The organism is Streptomyces sp. NPDC015125 (genome assembly GCF_043080045.1).
Taxonomy (GTDB): Bacteria; Actinomycetota; Actinomycetes; order Streptomycetales; family Streptomycetaceae; genus Streptomyces.
The window spans coordinates 23,479-49,803 of record NZ_JBIBVF010000019.1 but is presented as its reverse complement, the minus strand read 5'-3'; the positions used below and the strand labels follow the sequence as shown (position 1 = coordinate 49,803).

At 71.2% G+C, this 26,325-nt stretch carries 21 protein-coding genes; 12 read left to right on the top strand and 9 right to left on the bottom strand.

Annotated elements, in window-relative coordinates; translation table 11 throughout:
- Positions 1 to 130: 130 nt before the first annotated feature.
- The 6 genes from ACF088_RS30215 (at position 131) to ACF088_RS30190 (ending at position 6,763) form a co-directional block, all read left to right on the top strand.
- On the top strand, positions 131 to 2,365 hold the full coding sequence (locus tag ACF088_RS30215; RefSeq protein ID WP_392379044.1) for an iron-containing redox enzyme family protein: 2,235 nt from the start codon (positions 131 to 133) through the stop codon (positions 2,363 to 2,365).
- Complete coding sequence (locus ACF088_RS30210) at positions 2,362 to 2,979, top strand: LysE family translocator (protein ID WP_392379043.1); 618 nt, start codon at positions 2,362 to 2,364, stop codon at positions 2,977 to 2,979. The genes ACF088_RS30215 and ACF088_RS30210 overlap by 4 nt, the downstream gene beginning before the upstream one ends.
- On the top strand, positions 2,979 to 3,731 hold the full coding sequence (locus tag ACF088_RS30205; protein WP_392379042.1) for a YggS family pyridoxal phosphate-dependent enzyme: 753 nt from the start codon (positions 2,979 to 2,981) through the stop codon (positions 3,729 to 3,731). The genes ACF088_RS30210 and ACF088_RS30205 overlap by 1 nt, the downstream gene beginning before the upstream one ends.
- Positions 3,724 to 5,556: a carbamoyltransferase gene (locus ACF088_RS30200; RefSeq protein ID WP_392379041.1), complete on the top strand. Its 1,833-nt coding sequence runs from the start codon at positions 3,724 to 3,726 to the stop codon at positions 5,554 to 5,556. The genes ACF088_RS30205 and ACF088_RS30200 overlap by 8 nt, the downstream gene beginning before the upstream one ends.
- A gap of 49 nt (positions 5,557 to 5,605) precedes the next feature.
- Positions 5,606 to 5,770 carry a hypothetical protein gene (locus ACF088_RS30195; protein ID WP_392379040.1) on the top strand — a complete coding sequence of 55 codons (165 nt, stop codon included), beginning with the start codon at positions 5,606 to 5,608 and terminating at the stop codon, positions 5,768 to 5,770.
- Positions 5,771 to 6,031: 261 nt separating this feature from the next.
- Complete coding sequence (locus ACF088_RS30190) at positions 6,032 to 6,763, top strand: hypothetical protein (RefSeq protein WP_392379039.1); 732 nt, start codon at positions 6,032 to 6,034, stop codon at positions 6,761 to 6,763.
- Positions 6,764 to 7,223: 460 nt separating this feature from the next.
- Here ACF088_RS30190 and ACF088_RS30185 read toward each other — a convergent pair whose 3' ends face one another.
- Positions 7,224 to 8,228, bottom strand: coding sequence for a hypothetical protein (locus tag ACF088_RS30185; RefSeq protein WP_392379038.1), 1,005 nt, complete (start codon positions 8,226 to 8,228; stop codon positions 7,224 to 7,226).
- Positions 8,229 to 8,793: 565 nt separating this feature from the next.
- Here ACF088_RS30185 and ACF088_RS30180 point away from each other — a divergent pair.
- Positions 8,794 to 9,525 (top strand): helix-turn-helix domain-containing protein, encoded by a 732-nt coding sequence (locus ACF088_RS30180; protein ID WP_392379037.1) that lies wholly within the window; start codon positions 8,794 to 8,796, stop codon positions 9,523 to 9,525.
- A gap of 46 nt (positions 9,526 to 9,571) precedes the next feature.
- Here the strand turns inward: ACF088_RS30180 and ACF088_RS30175 are convergent, their stop codons facing one another.
- From ACF088_RS30175 to ACF088_RS30160, 4 genes are all read right to left on the bottom strand, one after another.
- The gene (locus ACF088_RS30175; RefSeq protein ID WP_392379036.1) at positions 9,572 to 10,549 is read right to left on the bottom strand and encodes a phytoene/squalene synthase family protein; all 978 of its coding nucleotides are present in this window, start codon (positions 10,547 to 10,549) and stop codon (positions 9,572 to 9,574) included.
- 249 nt (positions 10,550 to 10,798) lie between these two features.
- Positions 10,799 to 12,127, bottom strand: a complete 1,329-nt coding sequence (locus ACF088_RS30170; RefSeq protein WP_392379035.1) for an NAD(P)/FAD-dependent oxidoreductase — start codon at positions 12,125 to 12,127, stop codon at positions 10,799 to 10,801.
- A gap of 164 nt (positions 12,128 to 12,291) precedes the next feature.
- A complete protein-coding gene (locus ACF088_RS30165; protein WP_392379034.1) occupies positions 12,292 to 13,581 on the bottom strand; it encodes an MAB_1171c family putative transporter in 1,290 nt (429 codons plus the stop codon).
- The gene (locus tag ACF088_RS30160; RefSeq protein WP_392379033.1) at positions 13,574 to 14,089 is read right to left on the bottom strand and encodes a hypothetical protein; all 516 of its coding nucleotides are present in this window, start codon (positions 14,087 to 14,089) and stop codon (positions 13,574 to 13,576) included. The genes ACF088_RS30165 and ACF088_RS30160 overlap by 8 nt, the downstream gene beginning before the upstream one ends.
- Positions 14,090 to 15,123: 1,034 nt before the next feature.
- On the opposite strand from ACF088_RS30160, the gene ACF088_RS30155 reads away from it, so the two are divergent.
- The gene (locus tag ACF088_RS30155) at positions 15,124 to 16,836 is read left to right on the top strand and encodes a CocE/NonD family hydrolase (RefSeq protein WP_392379032.1); all 1,713 of its coding nucleotides are present in this window, start codon (positions 15,124 to 15,126) and stop codon (positions 16,834 to 16,836) included.
- Positions 16,837 to 16,887: 51 nt separating this feature from the next.
- Here ACF088_RS30155 and ACF088_RS30150 read toward each other — a convergent pair whose 3' ends face one another.
- Positions 16,888 to 17,964: a peptidase gene (locus tag ACF088_RS30150; RefSeq protein ID WP_392379031.1), complete on the bottom strand. Its 1,077-nt coding sequence runs from the start codon at positions 17,962 to 17,964 to the stop codon at positions 16,888 to 16,890.
- Positions 17,965 to 18,323: 359 nt separating this feature from the next.
- Positions 18,324 to 19,259 (bottom strand): SDR family oxidoreductase, encoded by a 936-nt coding sequence (locus ACF088_RS30145; RefSeq protein WP_392379030.1) that lies wholly within the window; start codon positions 19,257 to 19,259, stop codon positions 18,324 to 18,326.
- A 308-nt stretch (positions 19,260 to 19,567) separates the two neighbouring features.
- On the opposite strand from ACF088_RS30145, the gene ACF088_RS30140 reads away from it, so the two are divergent.
- The 4 genes from ACF088_RS30140 (at position 19,568) to ACF088_RS30125 (ending at position 24,839) form a co-directional block, all read left to right on the top strand.
- Entirely contained in the window at positions 19,568 to 21,196 is a 1,629-nt protein-coding gene (locus ACF088_RS30140; RefSeq protein WP_392379029.1) for an alkaline phosphatase D family protein, read from the top strand.
- Between the two features lie 125 nt (positions 21,197 to 21,321).
- Positions 21,322 to 22,656, top strand: a complete 1,335-nt coding sequence (locus tag ACF088_RS30135) for a multidrug effflux MFS transporter (RefSeq protein ID WP_392379028.1) — start codon at positions 21,322 to 21,324, stop codon at positions 22,654 to 22,656.
- Positions 22,657 to 22,712: 56 nt separating this feature from the next.
- Positions 22,713 to 23,789 (top strand): serine hydrolase domain-containing protein, encoded by a 1,077-nt coding sequence (locus ACF088_RS30130; protein ID WP_392379027.1) that lies wholly within the window; start codon positions 22,713 to 22,715, stop codon positions 23,787 to 23,789.
- A 60-nt stretch (positions 23,790 to 23,849) separates the two neighbouring features.
- Positions 23,850 to 24,839 carry a small ribosomal subunit Rsm22 family protein gene (locus ACF088_RS30125; RefSeq protein WP_392379026.1) on the top strand — a complete coding sequence of 330 codons (990 nt, stop codon included), beginning with the start codon at positions 23,850 to 23,852 and terminating at the stop codon, positions 24,837 to 24,839.
- Positions 24,840 to 25,029: 190 nt separating this feature from the next.
- Here ACF088_RS30125 and ddaH read toward each other — a convergent pair whose 3' ends face one another.
- Both ddaH and ACF088_RS30115 read right to left on the bottom strand, forming a co-directional pair.
- A complete protein-coding gene (ddaH, locus tag ACF088_RS30120) occupies positions 25,030 to 25,878 on the bottom strand; it encodes a dimethylargininase (RefSeq protein ID WP_392379025.1) in 849 nt (282 codons plus the stop codon).
- Between the two features lie 144 nt (positions 25,879 to 26,022).
- Entirely contained in the window at positions 26,023 to 26,175 is a 153-nt protein-coding gene (locus tag ACF088_RS30115) for a DUF6243 family protein (protein ID WP_392379024.1), read from the bottom strand.
- Between the last annotated feature and the right edge of the window lie 150 nt (positions 26,176 to 26,325).

Sequence of the window (26,325 nt, the reverse complement as noted above, 5' to 3'; positions counted from 1 at the left end):
CATGGCACTGCTGCGTAAAGTGCTCGGCTTCTTCCAGCGCAAGCGCAAGGCCAAGACCAAGGACGACGCCTCCATCTACCCGATGTTCTGACACCCCGGAACCGGAACCGGAACCACAGGAGGAGCGTCGATGCAACGCCAGCAGGCGGCGGCCGACACCGCCGGCCTTCGTTCCCGGGCCGTCGCGGAGGACTTCCGCACGCTGTACGTACAGGCCGCGGACCCGGAGGGGTTCCCCCCGCCGGTGGCGATCCCCGACGAGTACTCCCGTGCGCTGACGGCATCCGCAGGGGCCCTGGAGGACTGGGAGCACCGGGCCGGCGCATGGTCGGCCCGGGCCGCCGACGGCTATCGGGCACTCGCGGCCCGGGCCGCCGACCAGGAGTCGCGCGACGCCCTGGTCCGCCGGGCAGCCCTCGGCGCGGCTCCGCTCGCGCTGGTCTCGGGTGCCTGGCTGCAGTGGCTGAGCAGTCCCGGCAACGGTGACAGCGAGCTGACGATGCGCACGCTCTCGCTCTACGCCCAGGACCTGGGCGCCGGGCATCCCGGAGCCGACCGGGGCAGCGCGTACCGGGCGCTGCTGCACCACCTGCGGCTCGCGGAGCGCACGCTACCCGCCGCCCGGCTGACCCAGGTCCCGCAGGTCTCCGACCTGGCCTTCGCCTTGCCCGGGCCGCTGCTGGCCATGAGCCGGCGGCCCGACGAGCATCGCACGGAGCTGGTGGGCGCCGATCTGTGTCTGCGGGCAGTCGGGCTGCTTCCGCCCCTTGCCGCGGTGCGTGAGCTGCTCCCGGCGGCGGCCGACTGGACCGCCCTGGACCCGGGGGCCGCCCGTCGGGCGGATACGCCGACCGGACTTGCGCTCGCACGTGCGGCTGCCGCCGCGCTGCCGGCGAGGACCCCGGACTCGCCGGGGCTGATCGCCGGTTTCCGCTGGGCCCTGGACATGCTGCAGCGATGGAGCAGCGGCCTGTACCAGGAGGTGTCGGCAGCCCTGGACCCGGCCTGTGACATGGCGGAGCTGCTGAGGCTCAGGGCCCGCGAAGCGGCTCTGTACCACCAGGAGTTCGAGATCGAGGGCCGCTCGCTCGGCGACTGGTTCACCGAGGCCCGCACCGCACCCCACGGACTGCTCCGGGCACTCGCGGCCAGTCGCCTGGTCAGGCCGGGGAGCCCCGAGCGCAGCCCGCTGCTGCGCGGCCTGATCTCCGAGAACGGCCCGATGTTCCGGATCTTCTCACCTGCGGACGAGGCCGTGATCCGGCGCTGGATCCGTTCACTGCCCGAGGGCGCGGACCGCAACGGACAGGACACGGTCACAGTCACGGTCGCTGACACGGACACGGACACGGACACGGACACGGACACGGGCACGGGCACGGGCACGGACACGGACGCAACGCCGGCCCTCCCCGCCCCGGTGGCGGCGGTACGACGCGAGGCAGCGCGGCCCGACCGGGCACCCGGCACCCTGCGCGAGGCGTACCACCGCCTGCTGGGCCGCGATGACACACCCGCGTTGCGCCGGTACGCCACGGGGTACGTGCACGGCTGGCTGGCGCGCTCCCGCGTCGGCTGGGACACGGCCGGGCAGCTGCCTCCGCAACAGTGGAATCCGCGGGGGCTGCGCCCGTGGCTCCAGGAGCAGCACGACCGGCACGGCCGGGAATTCGAGCAAGGGGCGGGCGCACCCCTGCCCACCAAGGAGGCGCTGGTCGACTCCACCGTGCAGCTCGCTCCCCTGACCCTGATAGACGGTAGCTGGCTGCAAGGCTTCACGGACTACGGCCATGCCTCCTCGGACGTGGGCCATCTGCTGTTCTCCACCTACTGGGACGAACTCGGCAACGGGGACCTCGGCCTCAACCACCCCCTGATCTACCGCGAGGTCCTACGGGAGATGGACGTCGAACTGCCGCCCACCGCCTCCCGCGAGTTCGCGCAGTGGCCGGGATTCCGCGAGGAGTCGTTCGAGCTGCCGGTGTACTGGCTGTGCATCGGCCGGCTGCCACGCACCTTCCTGCCGGAAGTGCTGGGGCTGAACGTGGCGATGGAGCTGTCCGGCGTCGGCGGCAGCTACCGGCGCGCCCGTATCGCCCTGGAGAAGTACGGTTTCAGCACCCGCTTCGTCGACATCCACAACACCATCGACAACGTCGCCACGGGCCACTCCGCCTGGGCCGCCGACGCGGTGGACGCCTATATGGCCACCGTGCCCTCCGTGCTGGGCCCGGGCTGCGAACCGGGGATCTGGGAGCGCGTCAGGACGGGCTACCGGTCGTTGAACCCGCCGGGCGGACTGCGCGCCAGAAGGGCCGCCCGCCATGCCACGCGCGCATACGAGAACAAGGGAGAGCTGCATTGAGTCACGTCCTCGCCTTCATCGCCATCGCCCTGGTGGTGAATCTGACACCGGGGCCGGCGATGCTCCACTGCGTCGCGAGCAGCGTCAGCAGGGGGCCGCGGGCCGGTATCAGGGCAGCTCTGGGCGTGGAACTCGGGGTGTTCGTCTACGTCGTGGCGACCGTGACCGGGCTCGCCGCGCTCCTGGTCTCGGCCCCTACGGCCTACACCATGGTGCAGCTCATCGGTATCTGCTTCCTGGCCTACATGGCCTGGACGAGCATCCCGCGCGGCAAGCAGGGCGACGGGGAGGACGGTGTCGCCCAGCGGGCTTCCGGTGGCCGCCCGTTCGTCAAGGGCTTCCTGCTCAATGTGTCCAATCCGAAGATCGCCCTGTTCTTCCTGACCATCCTTCCCCAACTGGTGCCCTCCGGAGCAAGCTCCTGGCAGCTCCTCGCCTTCGGCCTGGGTTTCAACCTCTCCGGATTCACCGTCAACACCCTGGCGGGCCTGCTCGGCCACCAGCTCGCCCCGGCCACCGACCGGCTCGGCCCGGTGCGCAACGTCCTGCCCTGGATTCCTCCCGCGGTGTTCCTCGCCCTCACCGCGGCCGCGCTGTGGAGTGTGATCATGTGATGCGAGAACGGCTGGAGGCCTTGCGGGCCCGAATAGACGCCGCTGCCACGGCAGCGGGCCGGCGCCCCGAGGCAGTGGAACTGCTCGCCGTGTCCAAGGGGCACCCGGCCTCCGCGATCCGCGAGGCCCGCACGCTCGGCCTGGACCGCTTCGGCGAGAGCTACGCCGGCGAAGCCCTCCCGAAGACGGCCGAACTCCGCGGCTCGGGTGTCCAATGGGTGTTCCTGGGGCCGATCCAGAGCAACAAGACCAGACTTCTGGCGGAGAATTTCTCCTGGGTGCTGGGGCTCTGCTCGCAGAAGGCGGCCCGGCGCCTCGACGCGCAGCGCCCCGACGACCTGCCGCCGCTCCAGGTGTGCATCCAGGTCAACGCCGACGGCGATCCCGCCAAGGCGGGCCTCGCCCCTGATCAGCTCGACCCGTTCCTGGAGTCGGTCCAGGGCCTGAGGCGCCTGACCGTACGCGGCCTGATGACCATTCCGCGCAAGGCGGTGCCCGCCTCACCTGCCACGCCCACCACGCCCGCCACCCCCGTGACCGGCCCGCACGCCTTCGAGGTACTGGCCGAGCTGTTCGCCAAGCAGGTCGCGGCAGGGCACCGGTGGGACACCCTCTCCATGGGGATGAGCGGCGACTTCGAGGCCGCGATCGCCGCCGGATCGACCCAGGTGAGGCTCGGGACGGCACTGTTCGGCCCACGGCCCGCCAAGCCCGGCACCCGGACCCCAGGAGTGGACGCTCACCATGACTGACCTCGTTCTGGGTATCTCCGCCTACTACCACGACAGCGCGGCAGCCCTCGTGGACGGCACGACCATCATCGCCGCCGCGCAGGAGGAGCGCTTCACCCGGCGGCGCCACGATCCGTCCTTCCCGGCCCGCGCGGTGTCGTACTGCCTGGCCGAGGCGGGCGCGACACTGCGGGACGTCCGCGCAGTGGCCTATTACGAGGATCCAGCGCTCAAGTTCCGTCGCGTGCTGGCCTCGTACGCAGGCGCCGCGCCGTTCGGCTTCCGCTCGTTCCGGGACACCCTGCCGGAATGGCTGCGCTGGAAACGGCGGGCCGAACAGACCGTCCGGCGGGAGCTGGCGGCACTCGGCCGGGGAGCGGTGCCGGACATCGTCTGCCGCCGCCACCACGAGTCACACGCGGCCTCCGCGTTCTTCCCGAGCCCCTACGAGTCAGCGGCCGTGCTCTGTATCGACGGGGTGGGCGAGTGGGCGACCACCTCGCTCTGGCACGGACGCGCAGACCGGCTCGCACCACTGGCCGAGCTGCGATTCCCCCATTCACTCGGCATGCTGTACTCCGCGTTCACCTACTTCTGCGGATTCAAGGTGGACTCCGGCGAGTACAAGCTCATGGGTCTGGCTCCCTACGGCACGCCCCGCTACGCCGACCTGATCCGCGAACGGCTGATCGATCTCAAACCCGACGGTTCCTTCCACTTGGACATGCGCTACTTCGCGTACCTGCGCGGCCGGGTGATGACCGGCCGTCGCTTCGAGGAACTCTTCGACGGGCCGCGCCGCCGCCCCGAAAGCCCCCTGACGGAGCGCGAGTTCGACCTGGCCGCCTCGGTGCAGCAGGTGACCGAGGAAGCGGTCCTGCGCCTGGCCAGGACCGCGCAGCGGCGCACCGGGGAGACCCGGCTGTGCCTGGCGGGCGGGGTGGCGCTCAACTGCGTTGCCAACGGCCGGGTGATCCGCGAGGAGATCTTCGACGGCGTGTGGGTGCAGCCGGCGGCCGGTGACGCGGGCGGTGCCCTGGGCGCGGCGCTCGCCGTCGCGATGGAGGGCGGCGCCGAGCGCACCCACCTCGGGAGCGGCGGGGACGCCATGTCCGGAGCCCTGCTGGGCCCCGCCTACCGGGACGAGGAGATCCAGGCGTACCTGGACCGCGCCGGTGCGCCGTACACCCGGTTCGAGACGGACGCGCTCGCGGCCAGGGCGGCCGCGGAGCTGGCGCGGGGCAAGGTGGTCGGCTGGTTCCAGGACAGGATGGAGTTCGGGCCGCGCGCCCTGGGCGCCCGGTCGATCCTGGGCGACCCCCGCGACACCGAGATGCAGTCCGCGATGAACCAGAAGATCAAATTCCGGGAGTCCTTCCGCCCCTTCGCACCGGCCGTCCTGGACGGCGACGCCGAGGACTACTTCGAACTCAAGCAGGAGAGCCCCTACATGCTGGTGGTCGCGGACGTGGCCGCCGCCCAGCGGCTGCCCGCCGAGGACTCCGGCGCCCGCGGACTGGAGCGGCTGAAGGTCCACCGCTCTACCATCCCGGCCGTCACCCATGTGGACATGTCGGCCCGCGTGCAGACCGTGAGCCAGGAGACCAACCCGGCCTTCCACCGGCTGCTGACCGCCTTCAAGGCCGAAACCGGCTGCCCGGTCCTGGTGAACACCTCCTTCAACGTGCGGGGAGAGCCCATCGTCCGCTCGCCCGAAGAGGCCTACAGGTGCTTCATGCGGACCCGGATCGACGTCCTCGTGCTCGGCAGCTTCCTGCTGCTCAAAGAGGACCAGCCGGCCTGGAGCGAGGACGGCGACTGGCGCGACGAGATCCCCCTCGACTGATCGGACGAGGCCCCCGACCGATCATCTGCCGGACCAAGGAGAACTGCCCATGACCATGCGGAACCTCGCACTCCTCCTCCTCTACTGCCTGATCGTCGTCCCGGCGGGGATCGTGGCCAGCCTGGGGCGCGACCCCCTGCGCCGCGGTGTCGACCGCGCCGCCGAGACCTACTGGATCGACGCTGCGGGAGCGCGCACAGGCACGAAGGCATGAGGGCCGGGCCCGTAGGGCTCGTCGGCGGCCACCCGGTTCACCTGCGGCACAAGGACGCGGACCGCCGGGGTGGCGGCTGCGGTTCTGCCCCCCCCGGCCGGCAGTAAGAACCGCCGCCGTGGCCCCTGCGGTCGCAGTGCGGACGAGGGGGGCGCGGTGGAGCGGTTGCGGGGAACGCACGAGGGCCGCACCGAGGGCAGCAGCCGCCCCGTCTCGAAAAATTATTCGATAGGGGGTGGCGGTCGCTGCTACCGTGCGGCTGTGGCGAAACTCAACCAGATCATTGCCGTGGAGAAGGGCGTCAAGTCCAAGTCCCACCAGGACCTGACGTCTGCTCATCACGGTTTGCAGAAGCCCGCGTTGCTGGCCGGGATCTCCCGTACGTATCAGCCCAAGGACGAAGAGGGCGAGCAATTGCCGCCCGAGGCGACACGGGTGCAGGTGAAGGCCGAGGACGTGCTCCGGGAGACGGCCACGACGCTGACCCGGCTGTTTGATGTGACCGCCACCAAGGACTGGGCCAACTGCACGGCGCGGGCCGATGTGACGGTGGAGGGGCGGACCCTGCTCGGCCGGGTGCCCGTGTCGTACCTGCTGTTCCTGGAGAAGCAGCTCACGGACCTGAACACCTTCATACGGAAACTGCCGGTACTCGACGCGTCCGAGTCGTGGGTGCAGGACCCCTCTACGGACGCCTGGAAGACCGAGCCGGTCAGGACCGTACGGACCAAGAAGGTGCCCCGTAACCATGTGAAGGCGGAGGCCACCGAAAAGCATCCGGCGCAGGTCGATGTGTACTACGAGGACGTGCCGGTCGGTTATTGGACGACTGTGAAGTTCTCCGGCGCGCTGCCTGCCCGCCGTGTGAATGAACTGCTCGACAGGGTCGAGAAGTTGCAGCAGGCGGTGAAGTTCGCCCGTGAAGAGGCGAATGGGGTCGAGGTCACTGACGAACGGGTGGGTGAGGTCGTCTTCGGCTACCTGTTCGGGTAGCGTCTACAACTCCCCGGGCGCCTCCGTGCGGCCGGGGTGCGCGAGGAGCGCAAGCTGAAACTGAAGCTTGTCGTGACGAACGCGGTTTCCAGTGGAGGTTCAAGCCCTCCCCGCGGCACTTCCGGGTCGCGGTAGCCCAACTCGGCAGAGGCAGACCGCATCAATCTCAGACTCTTGCTCCAGTCTCAGTATTCGCCACCGATCGCCGGATCGACCGGGCCGGGCCTGGGTCGTCGGATGCCGGTTCAAGTCCGGCCCGTGCAGCTCTTTTTTCGATGCGCGGTAGTTCAAAGGCAGAACACGACGACATGATGACTGACCCGCGCTCTTCACCGTGCCGGCGTGCGCAAGGGGTGGCACCACAGGGCTCGGGGGCAGGCTACGCCCCCGGGCCCGCTCCTTTGTCCTTGGCTTCCTTGGCTTCCTTGGTTTCCTTGTCTTCGGGGCGGTGCCGGCCGGGTCAGCCACTGCGTTCGGGGTGGATGTCCTTCCCCGGCAGGGCGAGGTCGGTGCAGCCGTGGCGCTGTGCCTGGTCGCGGGCGAACGCGATGAGCAGGCCGCGCATGTCGCCGCCCGTCATCGGAGTGCGGCCGTGGGACGGGGAGCTTCTGATGTGGAAATTGGCGGCTTCGCCGTCGCAACGGGCGGTGGCACGGCCGAATCCTTCGCTCATCAGGGGGCCCTTCGCGAAAGAGGTATGGCTCCAGGTTCCGTACCAGCCGCCGAAGTCGGCGTAGTCTTCCCCGAACCCCGGGTCGTGCAGTGAGCAGCTGGTGACGGGTGTGTGGGTGTCGGTGCGCAGAACGGCCTGCCAGGGTTTGCCGGAGGGGCTCCGCGGCAGCCGGGTCTTGTCCAGCCAACTGCAGGGTGTGCCGGCGGTCTTGTCCAGCGCCACCGGGTGGGGGTGGATCTGGGGATGTCGGGGCAGGGGCAGCGGATCGGCTCCGCAACCGGTGCTCTTCGATGCCGAGTTGGCGGCGGAGACCGCAATCCGCAGGGCGGCAGGGGTGCCTTGCCGACCGTTCCAGAAGCCCATCACCTTGGTCAGCAGATGCTTCTCCCGGCCGTCAACGTCACGTGGCAGGTCCGGGCAGGCCTGCACGATGTAGTGGCCCATGCCGACCTTGAACCCCGGGATGCCCGCGGGGAAGGGAAAGTCCGGTTCCAAGATGGTGTCGAACGCACGGGACAGCTCCCGATCGGCCTTCCAGGTATCGGTGGTGACGCTCACGGACAACGAGAATTGGTCGTCGTCGACATTCACCCCGCAGGACATCCGGTCCAAGGCGGGATCCATGCGCTCCTCGGCCGCCTGCAGGCGCTCATGCGGCAGAACGTCGGCCAGATCGTCCGCCGACAGGCTTCCCCCGCAGATCGTCGCCGCGTACCACCACGGCTGCCACAACGGCTTGAGCGCATACGCCCCGCCGGCAAGCACGGCCATCACCACCACGACGACGGTCACCGTACGCCTGCTCGGTAAGAGCCTCCGCCATCTGCTCGCTGTTCCCGCTGTCATCGCTCCCTCTCGGATCGACGGCGGAGGACCGTATGTCCCGACGCCTCGATGTCCCGACGACCGGACGGCCTGACGCCCCGATGTCTCCCGGGGGCCCGCAGAGATGTCTGCCGCCGACGTCGGTAGTTGCCGGTCCTGCGCGGTGTCGTGGACCGCGGCCTCGACAGGCGGTCGTGGCGCCGGGCTCTCCCCTGTGGAGCCCGGCACCACCGCTCGGAAGGCGGCAGTTGCGCGGCACGAAAACCGTGCGATCGGCCCCCCGTGCAAGGTGAACCCAGGTCGCACAGCGGCACCGCCCTGGCGAGGATCCTTCAACAACACCGCGTTGTCAACAATCGTTTAACTCGGGAGCGTTGATGGCGGCCTCCCGGGCCGCGGAGGGGGCAAACCTGACACAATTGTGGTGCCGTTCATGGCGTACGGTGCTTGCGACCGCTAATCTCGGAGTGGCTGCGAGTGCGCCGCCGTCCCCCCCCCGCCTGTCTACCCGACCAGGAGACCGCCCCTCGCCATGGATGCCTCCCACGTGCACCCGGCGGATGGTCTCCCGGCCGTCGTCGCAGCGATCGACGAGCTTCTCCGGGACCTGGGCCTCGGACGCGACGTCATCGACATCGACCACCTCTCCCACCGGACGGGCATCACGGTCCCTCGCGTCCAGGCGTTGCTCGATCACACCGGCAAGGAATCCGAGAACGTGCAGGACTCCTTCCAGGACCGCCTCGTCTTCCTGCGGGACACCCGTCGCAAGCCCGACGGGAAGAGGTACACCCTCGACGAGATCGGTGCGGGGGCCGGTATCTCCCACGGTCAGGTCGGCTACCTCCTGAACGGAAAGCGGAAGAGCCCCGGGCTGGACGTCACCCGGAAGCTGGAGAAGTTCTTCGATGTCGAGCCCGGCTTCTTCACCGCCACCGAGCGCCAGGCGCTCTACCGGGCACTGCGGTCGACGCACGAGCAGCTGACCCATCTTGCGCTGCTCAGGGGCAAGGGCATCGACCGGCTGGCGATGCGCAGCGGCACCAGTGGCGACAGCAAAATCGACCGGGAGCTGCGGGAGGCGCTTTCCGAGGCCCTGAGCCGGCCGGAGCGCGAGGACCCCGAAGTGCGGGAGCTGACGGACCGTATGTGTTCCCTGCCCACCAGGAGCAGAAGGCGGGTCTTTCCGCTGATCCAGGGGCTGCTGGGGCTGGCGCGGCCCGAGAGCGACGAGGGTCCGCCGCCCGGCCGGCGCGGCACCTGAGCGGCACGGGATGTCCGCGGTCTGCACGGTCTCGATGCGGTGGGGCTCAGCTCCCGCCGACCGCTCCCGGTGAGGTGCCGGCGGCTGCCGGACCCGCGTCACGACGGCGACGTGCTGCCACGTACTCCCGGCCCAGAAGCCGGAGCGCCGCAGCGGCATCCGGCCGGGCGGACCCGTCGAGCAGCGCGGTTCCCTTCCTTGCCACTGCCCGCAGGGTGAGGCCCTGGATGCCGATGAGAGCGCGGACGAACGGCCGGCTTCGGGCGTGCACCAGATCCACGAGCCCGTACGACGCCTTCAGCCCCGCACGGATCTGCCGCGCCTGGTCACCGACCAGCCCCCGGAAGCCCTCGGGGGCGCCGCCCTCGCGGGTCAGGCCGGTGCGGGTCAGGCTGGTGCGGGTCAGGCCGTGCCGGGCGAGGAGTTCTTCCGGGATTCCCAGGCGCCCGTTGCCCAGGTCCTCGGCGAGGTCGTTGAGGAAGTCGAGACGCTGACTCGCCTCGATGAAGCTCCGGCAGCCGGCCAGGTACGCGTCCGCGGGCGCCCCCGCGTCGAGCAGGCAGGCGATGAGCATGAAGGCGGGCAGCGAATAGCCGTCGATGTAGTGCTGGAAGTCGCTCTCCGAGGCAAAACCCTGCCCCTGCACCTCCAAGGGCGCGCCGGCGAGGAAGTCTTCGACGTACTGCCGGAGCCGGGGATGCCTGGCGATGGTGTCGAGCAGCGTCCGCAACACGGGCTGGTCGGCTTCGCCGCTCTTGAGGGCGGCGTGCACCCGGCCCTCCCAGTCGGTGAGCGCAGCGATACGTTCACCGACCGGCCCTTGGTCGATGAGGTTGTCGCTGTGGTGCATGAACGCGGTCGCGGCGATGACGTCGGGCACGAGCCGGGCGGGAAGCAGCAGGCGCACGGCGGTGTACTCGGCGCGGGCGTACCGGGCCACCAGCCGGCGCTGCTGGCTGTAGTCGCGACGCAGCGAGGGGTCCGTGATCTCTGCCAGGTCGAGCGTCTTCGGCCACGTGGCCATCGTCAGCTCCCCTCCTTGTCGACGGTGCAGCCTCACCTTAGGTGATCGCGACCGAGGGGCCCGACCTGGTCCGTCCCGGCATCGGCGGACCGCGCCGCGTGGTGCGCCGGCCTCCGGACGCAGCGGCAAGGCACCCCGGCCGGGCGGGAGTTGCCGCTATCGGCCGGGACGCCCTGCGCAGGAGGGGCGGTGTGAGGAGGGGCGGTGCGAGGAGGGGCGGTGTGCGGAGGGACGGTGTGCGGAGGGGCTTCAGCGTGTGGTCAGTACCCGTGCGGCTCGGGCCAGCACTCGGGGGTGGGTCAGCGATTTCGGATGCCGGCGCATGTGCACGACGTCCATGAATGCCTGGTTGACGCCGGGGTCGAGGACGGACGCTTCCATGATCTTGTCACCGGCCCAGCGGGCGAGCCGGTAGCCACGGGGGTACGGGCCCTTCACATGAGGCTGGGCGAGGTCCGCGGTCGCCGACACCTGCCAGGCCGCATCGACCACCACGGCGGCCCGCCGGAAGTACTCCCAGGCCGGATCGTGCGGAGGAGTCCCGGCGCGCAGATACGCGGACAGACACGAGGCTTGCAGCGCGGCAAGCGTCAGGCCCTGCCCGTATACCGGGTTGACCGAGGCAACGGAGTCTCCCACCGCCACCAGCCCACCGGGGAACCGCCTCAGCCGGGTGAAGTCGCGTCGCCGGCTCTCCGGGAAGGGGAAGGTCCGGACGTCGCCGAGCAGGGTGCACCGGTCCGCCACCTCGTGCAGGGGAGTGACACAGCGCCGCATCCGGGCCAGGAAATCGGCCGGATCCCGCCCCGGGCGGTGATCGGTGTATCCGGCCAGTACCACCATCCAGCGGTTGTCCTCCACCGCCACCATCGCCCCTGGTTCGCTGAGCGTGGGCTGGTATCCACTGGCAGGGCCCGGCGACGCGTGCGCGACGACCGTTGCGGGCAGTTCGTCCCCGCGCCGGAAGACGGCCGTGGCGTAGCCGAGGTCGATCCGCATCCGGTGCAGCGGGGCGTGGTCCCACCCACTGCGGAGCAGCCAGGTGCCGAGGCGGCTGGACCGCCCCATGGCGTCGACCACCAGGTCGGCATCCAGTTCGCCCTGCCGACCGGCAGGAGGTGACGTTTCCTCAGCGGTCGAGTACCGCACACCGCTGACCCGGCCGGCGCTGAAGCGCAGATCGTCGGCGCGCCCCTGCAGGACACGGACATTCGGCAGGGCCGTCACCCGCCGGCGGACCCGGCTTTCGATGAACGGCCGGGTGGCACCCAGCATCCGAAGGCCGGGAACCGGAGCCTTGAGCGCTCCGTCGACGTAGAACTGCACCTCCGGTCCGGTTCCCAAGCGTGCCCCGCCGGCGACGAGTTCGCCGGTGATGCCCGGGAACCAGCGTTCGAGGTGGGTGTGCCCCATGGACAGCAGCGCATGCAGTTGGTGTCGATGCGGAGCGCCGTGCCCCGTGCCGTCTTCCCCCAGGGCATCCGCTTCGAGGATGACCACGTCGTCGGCGTGATCGCTCAGCACGCGAGCGGCGTACAGGCCGGCAACGCTCCCGCCCAGGACCACAGCTCGTCTCATAAGAATCCCCCCATTTGATCCATGTGATGCGATGACGCCCCGCCACCGGGCGCCGGGCATGGTCGGGTGCCCGGGGCCGGCACGGGAGCGGGCCAATTCTGCCGCAGCCGTCCGGCGGGACAGGCGGGCGCCAGGCTCCCCCCGCGTGCCGGGACGCCGCGTCGCTACGGCCGCTCGGTCACCTCGGCGGCGGAACGCTGAACGCGCACGGCCTGCAGTGCCGTGGCGACCAGCGGGGCGGTGAGCGCCTGGGCGACGCGCAACAGCCGTTGGCGTTCGTCGGAGGCGGGAGTGTCCTCACCGGGCAGCGCCACCTGCGGGCCCCCGGGTGCCGGGGGATGACCGGAAAATCCCTGCAGCGCCGCTTCGCGCCGAGCGGTTTGCAGGCGCTGGGCCGCGTCCCGCAGGGCAGCAGCCGTGGCGGCCGCTTCCAGTTCCCGCGCCGAGAGGCGGCGGGCGTCAGCCTTCCCCCGGGATGTCCGGTGTTCGTGCGCGGCGTACACCGCGGCCGCGGGCAGGGGCGACACCCAGGGGCGCAGCGCGCGCATCCCGTCCAGGATCTCGATCACGCGGCGGTGCAGATTGAAGCCCACGTTCCATGCCAGACGATGGCTGCGTGCGCTGTCCACGCTGAAGGCGAGGTCCTCGTCGACCCCTTCGACGACGAGATCCCACAACGGCTGCAGGGCTTTGATGTCACGCCGTTCGCGCAGCCATGCGCCCACCGCGGCTCCCGAGAGGCCGTAGCTGGTGATCAGGGCGCCGATCGAGCCGAAGGTGGAGCCGAGTACCCCTACCGTGTCCAGGGTGTGGTTGCCCAGGGCGGCCAGCGTGATGGCCGGGGCGCAGCACACCACATAGCCGAAGACGAACAGCATGGCGATGCCGAAGGAGCGCAGTGCGCGCTGGAACCGGGGGTCTTCGAGCTTCACCATGCGGCACTGCCGGTAGGTGCTCAGGGTTCCGCAGGCCAGCGTGGCAAGGAAGACCCCCAGGAACACCTGGATCAGCGGGTCGGTCGCGAAGTTGGTATTGAATTTCAGGGGGTCCGGCGGACCGGACAGGTCGGCGGAACAGAACGCCACGACCATGACGGCCGGCGCCGCGACGTACGCCGCGGACCACATCGTGACCCTGCGGCGCAGCACCGGCGGACGCTGCCGCAAGCGGGGATCCCACAGCATCGTGAGCAGGTGGAGAAGGGAGAAGCAGGTCAGGATGCCGATGTAGACGGGAAGGGTGGCGAAGCTGGGGACGCCGGTGAGTTCCCCCAGCCTCCGGTACCCCGCTGGAGCGGCCATCGTGAACACCAGGCCGGACGTCACGAAGTTCACCGTGATCAAGGACAGCGTGGGGGTGGGATCGCGCAGCAGCGCCAGGCACTTCCACCCGGCAATCACGAAGTCGAGGATCGCAATGGCCAGGTAGACGACGTTCGAGGCGCTCTCAGACACCGGACCTCCGGTGGGAGAGAGCCGAGGAGAGGAACCCGTTGGTGCTCTGATCGCGCCGCAGTTCGAGGTGGCGCTGAAGCATCACGGTGGCGAACGCCTCTGCCCGTCGTTCATGGACGCTGTCGTAGTGCGACCGGTTCAGTACCTGCAGCACCGGGCCCGTCTTGAGCCCGGGGAGGAGTTGCCGCACGGTTTCCTCGGTCATGAGCCGGCCGGAGGAGTCGTCGTCGGCCGGATGCTCCTCCCACAGATGGAACAGCTCGTGAAGGCTGGCATGGAGGCGGGTCAGTTCGTTCGCGGTGGAATCCACCACGATGAAGTCCCGGTCCTTGCCCCGGGCGCAGAATCCGGACACCTGCGCAGGAAGCGGCACTTCAGTGATCGTGATCGGCTTATTGCGCCGCACGGCCACCGCGTCGACGAGGCCCTGCATGTCCCGTACACCGGAAAGCCGGAGATCGCGATGGACGAGACGGGTGACGGACCAGGTGGCGAAGAAGACCGCCAACTGCTCTCGGAGTGAGGTCCACGGGGAGCTGCGAGGCCGGTGGCGAGGGGGCTGCGGCAGCGCTGCTCGCTGCGCTGGACCATGACGGCGGGGCCACCACATGAACGGATACTCCTACGGCTGTTGCTGCGCTCGGGGTGAAGGGGGCGGTACGGGGCCCGGGACGACGCCGGGCCCGGTGGGCGTCGGAAGGCGTGCGGTCGTGGGGTCGTGGGGTCGTGCGGTCGTGGGGTCGTGGCGAGGCCGGTCTTCAGGGCCGGCGGTGCCGCCGGTGGGCTGCCTCTGCGGTGACGGTCGCGGTGACGGTCGCGATGACGCTCGCGGTGACGGTCGCGGTGACGAGAACCGGGCGCGCCACGGTCCCTCCTCTGCTGGGGCGTCGTGCGGGTGGGTGTACCGATCTCAGCCAGAGTGACTGTAGGGCTACCGAGGGATACCGCACGGCATGTTTCCGGCGGGACGAGACGGAGGAAGCCCTTACCCGGCCAAAGATGGTGTTGGTCCGGACACGGTCCGTCCTCCCCGCCGGCGCTTCGAGGACGCCCCCCCTGCCCGCCGGAACGCCCGCACCGCCCCGCAATTCGCTGCATGTCCAACCCATTTCGACTGGCGAGAGTGTAGTGCAGCCCCTGCCCTTCGTGAGGGACAAGTTACCGGCTGCTCCCGGGTGGCCCTGCGGGCGGGATACCCGGGAACCTGCTGGTCAGAGCGGTGCATCGGGAAGAATCCGGCGGACCGGCCGACTCGTCCGTACGTCGTGGCCGTCGCTGCCGACTCGTCGTCCGCACGTCGCGGCCGTCCCTGCCGTCCCTGCCGACTCGTCCGTACGTCGTGGCCGTCCCTGCCCCCAGGCGTTCCCTCGGCATGCCCCGGCGCCCCGCCGCCCCGGCGTCCTGCCCTCATGCCGTGGCGCCCCCGCGGATCCCCGCGGACAATGGGAGTGGGGAGTGGGGAGCGGTGCCGGCCCGTCGGCCCGGACGGTGGGCGCCGCGGTAGTGCTCAGTGCTTCGGGGGACTGCTCCGAGGACGGTGTGATGCTCGTCGACTGGGATGCGCCGATCACAATGGACGACGGGGTCGAGCTCCGCGCCGATGTGTTCCTGCCGGACGACGGTGAGACCCACCCCGTGATCATGAGTCATGGGCCGTACGCCAAGGGGCTCGCCTTCCAGGAGGGGTTCGCGCCCATGTGGCGCACTTTGGAGGACGAGCACCCGGATGCGGTCGCCGGGTCCTCGAACCGGTACCAGAACTGGGAGACGGCCGATCCGGAGAAGTGGGTGCCCGACGGGTACGTGGTGATCCGGGTCGACTCGCGCGGTGCCGGCCGGTCCCCGGGCTACCTGGACATCTTCTCGCCGCGCGAGACGCGGGACTACTACGAGTGCATCGAGTGGGCGGGGGCCCAGCCCTGGAGCAACGGCAAGGTGGGGCTGCTCGGCATCTCGTACTACGCGGTCAACCAATGGCAGGTCGCTGCGCTGCGGCCGCCGCACCTCGCGGCCATCTGTCCCTGGGAGGGGGGCACCGACTTCTACCGTGAACTCACCCATCACGGCGGGATCCTGCACACCTTTCTGCAGCAGTGGTACCCGGTGCAGGTCGCCTCGGTGCAGCACGGGGTGGCCGGCAGTCCCTGGCACCGGATCACGGGCGTTGCGGTCACCGGTCCCGGGGTGCTGAGCGACGAAGAACGGGCGAAGAACGCGGCCGACACGGTCGGCGCGGTGCACGATCATGCGCTGCTCGACGCCTACTACCGGGAGCGGACCGCGGATCTGCCGCGGATCACCGTCCCCGTGCTGTCCGCGGTCAACTGGGCGCATCACCTGCACACACGGGGCGGGTTCGAGGGGTACGCGGAGGTCGCGAGTGACCGGAAGTGGCTGGAAGTGCATGGGCTGCAGCACTGGGTGGAGTTCTACACGGACTACGGGGTCGGCCTGCAGAAGCGGTTCTTCGGGCACTTCCTCCAGGGCCGCGACACCGGTTGGGACGACCAGCCGCCGGTCCTCCTCCACGTCCGGCGGGCCGACGGCAGCTTTGCGCAACGGCCGGAAGGGGAATGGCCGTTGGCGCGGACCGAGTGGACGGCGTTCCATCTCGATCTCGACCGCCTGGCGCTCGCGCCGGCCGCGGCTTCCGGAGAGCGGAGCGCCGCTTTCGATGCGCTCGGCGACGGTCTGACGTTCTGGACCGAGCCGCTGACGGCGGAGCTGGAGCTGACCGGGCCCGCGTCCGCGTCGCTGCGGGTGGCCTCGTCGACCACGGACGCCGATCTGTTCCTCACCCTCCGGGTGCAGGACCCCGGCGGCCGCGATGTCACCTTCGTCAGCGCGATGGACCCGCACGGGGCGATCGGACTGGGCTGGCTGCGGGCCTCACTCCGCAAGCTGGACCCCGCGCGCAGCGAGCCGTACCGGCCGTGGCACACCTTCGACGAGCGGCAGCCGCTCACCCCTGGTGAGCCGGTCGACCTGCAGATCGAGATCTGGCCGACGTCGGTGGTCATCCCGGCCGGCTACCGCCTCGGCGTCTCGGTGCAGGGCCGGGACTTCGCGTTTCCGGGTGCGGGGCCGTGGCCGTCGGCGTTCGGGGTCGCGATGCGGGGCAACGGCACGTTCGGGCACACGGATGCCGAGGACCGGGGGTCGGAGGTCTACGCGGGCCGGACGACGCTGATCAGCGGGGGGCAGCAGCCGTCCTTTCTGCTGCTGCCGGTCGTTCCGGAAAGGGATGGCGGGTGAGGGGGGCCGCACACGGTCCGGCCGTACGGCCCCCGGGGCGCGGGTGGGAGGTCAGGACGACTGGGCCGTGGTGTAGAGGTTCTTGGCGTCGTCGCCGAAGTACGGGCCGAACATGGTGTTGGCCCAGAACTGGTAGCCGAAGCTGTTCACCGAGGACTGCAGACCCGTGCCGGTCTTCTCGTCGAACGAGGTGAACCAGGGGCCGCCGCTGGAGCCGCCGGTCATGTTGCAGGCCAGACCGTGGTCACCGGAGAACAGCGGGTCCTTGAAGGTGGTGCCGCTGCAGTAGATCAGCTTGCTGCCGTCGTAGGGGGCGGCCGCGGGGAAGCCGAAGGCGTACATCGTCTTGCTGTAGCCGGAGTTGAACGACAGGCCCTGGCCGCCGACGACATCGGTCAGCTTCTTGCCGTCGAGCGGGGCCACGACCGCGGCACCGACGTCGTAGTTGATGTCCTCGCTCGCCGTCCACTGCGGAGTGGAGAACGTCTTGGTGGCCGCCCACTTGCCGTACGGTGCCTCGCCGTCGTGGTAGCCGGGGACGAAGACCCAGTCGGTGTGCCAGACGCCGCCCAGCTTCACACAGTGCCCCGCGGTGATCACCGTGCTCTTGTTGCCGCTGGTCACCGCGTCGCCGGAGCAGGCGGCCGTGCGGCCCTGGTAGGTGAAGAACACCCGGCCGGTGGTCTTGGTGACCGCGCCGCCGCCGGTCCAGGGCCCGCCGGCCTGGGGGAGCACGCCGGGGAGCGGCGGGGTGGCGGAGGGCGCCTTCGGGGCCTGCCGGAGCCGCGGGAGCTGCGGGAGCTGCGGGAGCTGCGGGAGCGTGGGGGCCACCTTCAGCGGGGCGCTGCGCGGGACCGCGGTGGCGGGGGAGCCCTTCGCGGGTGCGGAGAGGTCCAGGGGAACGGCGCTGCGCATCCGGTCCGCGGTCCAGAAGGCACCGGGGGCGGTCTGCGGGGCGGGGGAGCGGTGGGAGTTCTGCGGGGTGGCGGCGGCCGAGCCGGTGGGGAGCAGCAGGGCGAGCAGCGTACCGGCGGCGGTCAGGGTGCCGAGGGCGGCCCGGGACCTGGGCACGCGGCGTGGCGCGGGTATGCCGTGAACTGCCGGTATGCCACGAACGGTTCGTCTCACGCGTAACTCCTTCTGCGGGGGCCGCGCGCGACGGGGCGCGCACGGCCGCGGGGGAACGGGGCCGCGCGCGGGCGGTCCCGGCAGATGAGTGGTGCGGATCCGAGGTAAGGGTGCCACCGGAAGCGACAGGAGGGCAGGGGTCGTACGGGGATTCGACGCGCCGGTGCGGCGGGCCGATGCGCTGGGCCGGTGCGCTGGGCCGGTGCGGCGGCTCCCCTCCCCGGCCGGGCGAGCGCCGCAATCCGGCCCGGCAGCGGATTCTCCCCGGCGCCTTCCTCGGCCCGCCTTCAGCCCCGCCCGCTACCTCGCTCCCAACCCAGCCCCCAGTCCAGCCCTCAGCCCAGCCCTCAGTCCAGCCCTCAACCCCGCCCGATGTAGGGCATGGTGGTCGCCATCACCGTCGCGAACTGCACATTGGCGGTCAGCGGCAGCGCCGCCATGTGCACCACCGTGCCGGCCACATCCGCCGCGTCCATCACCGGCTCGACCGCCAGTTGGCCGTCCGCCTGCAGAATGCCGGTCTGCATCCGGCCGGTCATCTCGGTTGCCGCATTGCCGATGTCGATCTGGCCGCAGGCGATGCCGTACGGACGGCCGTCCAGGGAGAGCGACTTGGTCAGGCCGGTCATCGCGTGCTTGGTGGCGGTGTACGCGACGGAGTGCGGCCGGGGCGTGTGCGCGGAGACCGAGCCGTTGTTGATGATGCGTCCGCCCTGCGGCTCCTGGGACTTCATGGCACGGAACGCGGCCTGGGCGCAGAGGAAGGAGCCGGTGAGGTTGACGTCGACGACCGCGCGCCAGTCGTCGTAGGCAAGATCCTCCAGCGGCGCCGCCCGGCCGAACGTGCCCGCGTTGTTGAAGAGCAGATCGACCCGGCTGAAGCGGTCGCGGACGGCGGCGAAGAGGGCGTCGACCTGGTCGGGGCGGGTGACATCGGTCGGCACCGTCATGATCGTGGGGCCGCCGGCGTCCACCGGGCCCGCCAGCCGGGAGGTTTCGGCCAGTGCCTCCGCGCGCCGCCCGGCCAGCACCACCGTCCAGTGGGCGGCGAACAGCGCATGGGCGACCGCCCGCCCGATGCCGGAGCCGGCGCCGGTCACCACGGCGACCTTCCGGGGCGCCGCCCCGTCCTGCCGTGCCTCCTGCGGCACGGGTGCCGTCTGTGTGCTCTGTCCGCCCCGTGAGGTGGGGGCCGGCAGCGTGGGCCGGTCCGCGGTCGCCGTGCCGCCCACCTGCCCGGCCCGTGCCATCGGCGTCGTCCGCGCTGCCCGTGCCGGCTCTGTGTTCTCTGCCATGGCGGCAGCGTAAACGGCGTACGGCGGGCGGACGGGCCGCAGCCGCCGCGACTCAGCCCGTGGTGTGGAAGCGCTCCAGGGCCGCGGCCTTCGCGGCGGTGCACTCCTCCTCGGTGAGGATGCCCTCCCGGCGCAGCTCGCCCAGTTCACGCAGGCGCGAGGCACGTAGGGTGCCGCGATTGTCCGGTCGCGTCCGTTGCGGGACCGGTCCTCATCCACCTGTCATGCATGTGTCGTGCACGGGACAGCGCCGCGCCGTCCCGCGGCCCTCCAATCACTGGGGACAACCACCGCCAGGGGAGGGCCAGATGACGCACCACGCACCGCACGAGCAGGAGATCCGGGCCGCTGCCGCACACTTCGGCCGCCGCCGCTTTCTCACCGTCACCGGAGCCGCCGCCGCGCTCGCCTTCACGACCAACCTCCCGGGCGCCGGCGCCTACGCCGCCGAGGCCGATGCGCGGAAGATCACCGAGAACCCCTTCACCCTCGGCGTCGCCTCCGGGGACCCCCAGCCCGGCTCCGTCGTGCTGTGGACCCGGCTCGCACCGCGGCCGTACGAGGTAGGCAACGGCATGCCGGACGCCAGAGTCACCGTCCGCTGGGAAGTCGCCTACGACGAGCGCTTCAAGCGGCTGGCCGGCCAGGGCCGCGCCGACGCACACCCGGAGTTCAACCACTCCGTGCACATCGAACCCACCGGCCTCGCACCCGACCGCGTCTACTACTACCGCTTCCGCGCCGGCAGCTGGATCAGCCCGGTCGGCCGCACCCGCACCGCGCCCGCCCGCTCCGCCCGGCTCTCCGAGCTGAAGCTCGCCGCCGTCTCCTGCCAGGCCTACCACGACGGCTACTTCACGGCCTACAAGCACCTGGCCGAAGAGGACCTCGACGTCGTCTTCCACCTCGGCGACTACCTCTACGAGTACCCGGTCAGCGCGGCCGGCGGCGTCCGCAACTACACCGACCGCAAGCTGCCCGCGCTCTTCAACCACGAGACGGTCACACTGGACGACTACCGGCTGCGCTACGCCCTCTACAAGTCCGACCCGGACCTGCAGGCGGCGCACGCCGCGCACCCCTTCATCGTCACCTGGGACGACCACGAGGTGGAGAACAACTACGCCTCCGACATCAGCGAGGACAACCTCCCGCCCGCCGAATTCCTCGTCCGTCGGGCTGCCGCCTACCGGGCGTACTGGGAGAACCAGCCGCTGCGCCGCCCCCAGCGGCCCCAGGGCTCCCACGCCCAGCTCTACCGACGCGTCCAGTACGGGCAGCTCGCCCAGTTCGACATCCTCGACACCCGCCAGTACCGCTCCGACCAGGCCTACGGCGACGGCTGGCACGCCCCGGGCCCCGAGTCCCTGGACCCCGAGCGCACCCTGACCGGCGCCGCCCAGGAGCGCTGGCTGATCGACGGCTGGCGGCAGTCCTCCGCGCGCTGGAACGTCCTGCCGCAGCAGGTCACCTTCTCCGAGCGGCGCAACGCCACCGGCGCCGGCTACCAGCTGAGCATGGACGCCTGGGACGGCTATGCGGCCTCCCGCGACCGGGTCCTTTCGGGCGCGGAGTCGGCAGGCGTGGACAACCTCGTCGTCCTCACCGGCGATGTACACGTCCACTACGCCTTCGACATCAAGAAGGACTTCAAGGACCCCGGCTCGCGCACCGCGGGGGTGGAGTTCGTCACCAGCTCGATCGCCAGCGGCAAGGACGGCGCGGACAAGCCCGCCAACTGGGCCACGTACCTGGCCGCCAACCCGCACCTGAAGTTCTACAACGGCCGGCGCGGCTATGTCACCGTCACCCTCGGCCAGGACACCGCCCGCGGCGACTACCGCACGGTGCCCGCCGTCACCACCCCCGGGGCCCCGGTACACACCGCCGCCTCCTTCGTCTCCGAGGCGGGTGATCCGGGGCTGAAGCCCGCCTGACCGGGACCTGCGACCTAGGACCTCCACACGTCCGGTTTCCGTCCAAGGGACCGGTCCGGAACCCGCCGGGAGCCGTCCCGTGCATGACACCATGGTGCCGCCCTCGACGAACCATGGAGACACTGATGACGGAGCCCGGCGCGGCCGATGCCAAGGACCTTCCCGCCATAGCCGAGCGGGGCGCGGCAGCAGCAGCGACTGCACCGGCCCCGCTGCCCGAGTCCCGCCGCACCGGCCTCCTCGTCACCCTCGTCCTCGGCGGCCTCACGGCGGTCCCGCCGCTCTCCATGGACATGTATCTGCCCGCCCTGCCGCAGGTCACCGCGGCCCTGCACAGCCCGGCCGCCACCGTCCAGCTCACCTTGACCACCTGCCTGGCGGGCATGGCGCTGGGCCAGATGATCGTCGGCCCGATGAGCGACAAGTGGGGCCGCCGCCGCCCGCTGCTGGCCGGCATGGTGATCTACATCCTGGCGACCGCGCTGTGCGCGCTCGCCCCCACCGCCGAACTCCTCATCGCCTGCCGCCTGTTGCAGGGCCTGGCGGGCTCCGCCGGCATCGTCATCGCACGGGCGATGGTCCGCGATCTGTACGACGGCGTGGCGATGGCCCGGTTCTTCTCCACCCTGATGCTGATCTCCGGAGCGGCACCGGTCGTCGCCCCGCTCATCGGCGGCCAGATCCTCCAGATCACCGACTGGCGCGGCGTGTTCGTCGTCCTCACCGTCGTCGGGGTGGCGCTCACCCTCCTGGTGTGGCGCAGGCTCGACGAGACCCTGCCGCCCGCCCGCCGCCACTCCGGCGGCCTCCGCCAGACCCTGCGCACCATGCGCGATCTCCTCGCCGACCGGGCCTTCTCCGGCTACCTCCTCGTCGGCGCCTTCGCCTTCGCCGCCCTGTTCGCCTATATCTCCGCCTCGCCGTTCGTCATCCAGGAGATCTACGGCGCCTCCCCGCAGACCTTCAGCCTGCTCTTCGGCATCAACTCGGTCGGCCTGGTGTGTGTCGGCCAGTTCAACGGCAAGTTCCTGGTCGGCCGGGTCCGCCTCGACAAGGTGCTCGGCACCGGACTGGCCGTGATCGCGCTCGCCGCCGCCGGGCTGCTGGTGATGTCCTCCGGCATCTTCGGCCGTCCCGGCCTGGTCCCGGTGGCCGCCGGCCTCTTCGTCCTCATGTCGGCGATGGGCCTGGTCATGCCGAGCACCAACACCCTGGCGCTGCTGCGCACCCCGCATGCGGCCGGCTCCGCCTCCGCGCTGCTGGGCACCTCCACCTTCCTGCTCGGCTCGGTGGCCTCGCCGCTCGTCGGCATCGCGGGCGAGCGAACGGCCCTGCCGATGGCTCTCGTACAGCTCTCCTGCGCCATATTGGCGCTCGTGAGCTTCCTGGGAATGTGCCGCCCGTGGCAGCGTAGGGGGGAGAGCAACGGGAGCACGGCCGGCGAGAGGACCAGGCTCTGAAGGCACCGAGACTCACCTACGGCACGCCGACCCGGGCGGGACTGGACCCCGCCTGTATGGAGCGGCTGGTCCGCGGCGTGCGGGCGCTGCCCGAGGGGCGTCCGCCCTGGGCGCCCGGAGTCGTCGTCCTGGCCGGCCGCGGCCCCGTCGTCGCCGCCGAGGCCGCCGCGGGCTGGGCACTGCGCTACCGGGCCTACGACCCGGAACGCGATCGCGGCCTCGATCTGCCCCGCGACCTGTGGGAGCCGATGCGGGTCGGCACGGTCTTCGACCTCGCCTCGCTCAGCAAGCTCTTCACCGCCGTCGCCGCCGTCCAGCAGATCGAACGCGGCCGGCTGGCCCTCGACGACGAGGTCCGCGCCGACCTGCCCGCCTTCGCCCCCGGCATCACCGTCCGGCAGCTGCTCACCCACACCTCCGGCCTCGCCCCCGAGCTGCCGTTCCACGACCACCGGGCCCGCGCCGCCCAACTGGCACTCCTGTGGGCGGAGGCGGCAAACCCCAGTGGCCGCCCCGGCGCCGGGCACCGCTACTCCGACCTCAACCTGATCGCCCTCCAGCTGATCCTGGAGCGGCGCACCGGGCACCGGCTCGACGCCCTGATCCGCGACGGCATCACCGGCCCGCTGGGCATGTCCAGCACCACCTACGGCCCGCTGGCGCCGCAGGGCGTGGCGGCGACCGAGGACCAGCGGCGGCCCTGGGCCAAGGCGGACCGGGGCCTGGTCCGCGGCGAGGTGCACGACGAGAACGCCTGGGCGCTGGGCGGGGTGGCCGGTCATGCGGGACTCTTCTCCACCGCCCAGGACCTGGCCGTGCTGTGCCGCACCCTGCTCAACGGCGGCGCGTACGGCACCGCCCGGATCCTCGGCCCCGTCGCCGTCGCCGCCCTCCTCGACCCGCCCGGCCTCGGCTTCGGTGTCGACCAGCCGTACTTCATGGGCGAGTTGGCGGGCCGCGGCGCGGCCGGACACACCGGCTTCACCGGCACCAGCCTGGTCCTCGACCGGGCCACCGACACGTTCCTCGTCCTCCTCGCCAACACCGTCCACCCCCGCCGCCGCAACGGCGGCAGCGCTCCCCGCGCCGCGGCCGCCACCCGGCTGGCCCGCGCGGTGTCCCGCGCCACCTGACCAGGCAGGGCATCCCACGACCAGGCAGGGCATCCCACCGGGCCCCGTAGAATTCCCCCCATGCACGAGGAACTGCGCGCCGCGCTGGCGGGCCTGCTCGACGGCCTGCCGCCCAAACAGGCCGCGCAGGCCGTCGAGCGGCTGATCGCCAACTACCGGGGACGTACCCCCACCGACGCCCCGGTCCTGCGCGACCGTGCGGATGTGGCCGCGTACGCCGCCTACCGCATGCCGGCCACCTTCGAGGCGGTACGCGCGGCGCTGGCCGCGTTCGCCGCTCGGGTCCCGGACTGGTCCCCGGCCAGCCATGTCGACATCGGCGGCGGCACCGGCGCCGCCACCTGGGCCACCGCGGCCACCTGGGAGGGCTCCCGCAGCACCGTCCTGGACTGGGCACAGCCCGCCCTCGACCTCGGCCGGGAGCTGGCCGCCGAGACCCTGCCCGACACCACATGGCAGCGGGCGACCATCGGCGAGGGCTTGTCGGTCCCCGCCGGCACGGACCTCGTCACCGTCTCCTACGTCCTGGGCGAGCTCCGCCCCGAGGACCGCCGCGCCGTCGTCGCCGCAGCGGCCGCCGCGGCCTGCACCGTCGTCCTGATCGAACCCGGCACCCCCGAGGGCTACCTCCGCATCCGCGAGGCCCGCACCCAGCTCACCGAAGCCGGACTGCGCATCGTCGCCCCCTGTCCGCACAGCGACACCTGCCCCATCGTCCCGCTGGTCCGGAGCGAGGGGGCGCCCCCGGCGGCAGCCGGGGGAGACTGGTGCCACTTCGCCGCCCGGGTCAACCGCTCCTCCCTCCACCGCCAGGTCAAGGGCGGCTCCCTCCCGTACGAGGACGAAAAGTTCAGCTATGTGGCCGCGACCACCCTCGACGCCACCCCCGCCCCCGCCCGCATCATCCGCAAACCCCAACTCCGCAAGGGCCAGGTCCTCCTGGACCTGTGCACGACCCGGGACGGCCTGCAGCGCACCACGGTGACCAAGCGGCACGGCACCCACTACCGCGAGGCCCGCGACGCCTCCTGGGGCGACGACTGGTCCTGACCCGACCCCCACACGGGCCCTGAGCCGCCCCTACGGGCCCTGGCTTCACCCCCCACACGGGCCCTGAGCTCACCCCCACCGGGCTTGGCTCCGACACCCCGCAGCCCCGGCACCGCACCACTCACCCACGCGAGGCCACAGCCCACCCCGCCCCCACGCCCCGTCTCGCACCGAAGGCGGCACGTGGGATTCAAGCCAAACGCAGTTCCCCCGTCACACACTTCACGCTTCCCCCGCCCTTCACCAGCTCGGCCAGATCCATCCCGATCGGCTCGTACCCCCGCTCCCGCAGTGGCCCGAAGAGCCCCACCGCCGCCTGCGGCAGCAGCACATGCAGACCGTCGGACACCGCGTTCAGCCCGAACGCCGCCGCATCGGCCGGGCCGGCGATCAGCGCGTCGGGGAACAGCCGGGCCAGCACGGCCCGGCTCCCGGCGGAGAACGCGCCGGGGTAGTACATGATCTCCGCCGCGGGGCCGCCCGACCCGCTGCCGCCGCCGTCGAGCACGCACAGCGCCGTATCGAGGTGGTAGAAGCGCGGGTCGACCAGATCGAGGCCGATCACCGGCCGGGCGAAGTACTCCTGGGCCTCCGCATGGGAGAGCGGACTGCTGCGGAAGCCGCGGCCGGCCAGGAGCCAGGAGGCGGTGACGGCGAAGTCGCCCTCGCCCTCGTTGATGTGCTGCGGTGTGTGTACGTCGGCGAAGCCGTGGTCGCGGTACCAGCGGGCGTGCACCGCGGCCTCGCCGTGCCGTTCGGCGAAGGCGAACCGGGCGCCGAGCACCCGCCCGTCCACGACGGTGGCGCCGTTGGCGGCGTAGACCATGTCGGGGAGACCGGGGTGCGGCGCCAGCTCTTCGACGGTGTGGCCGAGCGCGCGGTAGCGGTCGCTCAGCTCCTCCCACTGGGCCTGCGCAAGGGCGAGATCGACCGGCTTGCCGGGGTCCATCCACGGGTTGATGGAGTAGCCGACCCGGAAGTGCGTCGGCGGGCACATCAGATAACGGCGGGGGGTGGCGCTGCGCCGGGGGATACGCAAGGAAGGCTCCTCACGGTGGTGGCACTCGGGCGGGTGCGGGATCTCGTACGCGCTCCCACATCGTCCGCCGCACGGAGCCCCGGCGCCCCGGACCGTGCACCGTTCGAGTGGCCCGCCACCGGGTCGGCGCCCGGCCCCCCCGGCTCACTCCTCCTGCGCCCGCTCCTGGAACTTGCGCAGCAGTTCACGACGCCGTTCCTGGGCCTCGGTCCGTCCCGCTCCGCCGCGGTCCGTGGCAGCGCCGCCGCGCAGTGCTCCGCGCGAGAGCTTGGCGCGGGTGCCGCCGACCCCGAGCATCCCGCCGGCATTTCCCTTGCTCAGGGGATTCCCCTTCCTCTTCGCTTTCCTCTTGTTCGCTTTCCCTCTCGGGTTTTTCCCGGTTTTTCCTCTGCACCAGAGCGAGACGAAGCGTCTCGCTCGATCGCCACCATGAACGAGACGTCGCGT

What these genes read in the sequence shown, in the direction of transcription:
- ACF088_RS30215 (WP_392379044.1), top strand. Translation starts at nt 131, where the DNA reads ATGCAACGCCAGCAGGCGGCGGCCGACACCGCCGGCCTTCGTTCCCGG.
- ACF088_RS30205 (WP_392379042.1), top strand. Translation starts at nt 2,979, where the DNA reads ATGCGAGAACGGCTGGAGGCCTTGCGGGCCCGAATAGACGCCGCTGCC.
- ACF088_RS30200 (WP_392379041.1), top strand. Translation starts at nt 3,724, where the DNA reads ATGACTGACCTCGTTCTGGGTATCTCCGCCTACTACCACGACAGCGCG.
- ACF088_RS30195 (WP_392379040.1), top strand. Translation starts at nt 5,606, where the DNA reads ATGACCATGCGGAACCTCGCACTCCTCCTCCTCTACTGCCTGATCGTC.
- ACF088_RS30180 (WP_392379037.1), top strand. Translation starts at nt 8,794, where the DNA reads ATGGATGCCTCCCACGTGCACCCGGCGGATGGTCTCCCGGCCGTCGTC.
- ACF088_RS30175 (WP_392379036.1), bottom strand. Translation starts at nt 10,549, where the DNA reads ATGGCCACGTGGCCGAAGACGCTCGACCTGGCAGAGATCACGGACCCC.
- ACF088_RS30170 (WP_392379035.1), bottom strand. Translation starts at nt 12,127, where the DNA reads ATGAGACGAGCTGTGGTCCTGGGCGGGAGCGTTGCCGGCCTGTACGCC.
- ACF088_RS30155 (WP_392379032.1), top strand. Translation starts at nt 15,124, where the DNA reads ATGCTCGTCGACTGGGATGCGCCGATCACAATGGACGACGGGGTCGAG.
- ACF088_RS30145 (WP_392379030.1), bottom strand. Translation starts at nt 19,259, where the DNA reads ATGGCAGAGAACACAGAGCCGGCACGGGCAGCGCGGACGACGCCGATG.
- ACF088_RS30140 (WP_392379029.1), top strand. Translation starts at nt 19,568, where the DNA reads ATGACGCACCACGCACCGCACGAGCAGGAGATCCGGGCCGCTGCCGCA.
- ACF088_RS30135 (WP_392379028.1), top strand. Translation starts at nt 21,322, where the DNA reads ATGACGGAGCCCGGCGCGGCCGATGCCAAGGACCTTCCCGCCATAGCC.
- ACF088_RS30130 (WP_392379027.1), top strand. Translation starts at nt 22,713, where the DNA reads ATGGAGCGGCTGGTCCGCGGCGTGCGGGCGCTGCCCGAGGGGCGTCCG.
- ACF088_RS30125 (WP_392379026.1), top strand. Translation starts at nt 23,850, where the DNA reads ATGCACGAGGAACTGCGCGCCGCGCTGGCGGGCCTGCTCGACGGCCTG.
- ACF088_RS30115 (WP_392379024.1), bottom strand. Translation starts at nt 26,175, where the DNA reads ATGCTCGGGGTCGGCGGCACCCGCGCCAAGCTCTCGCGCGGAGCACTG.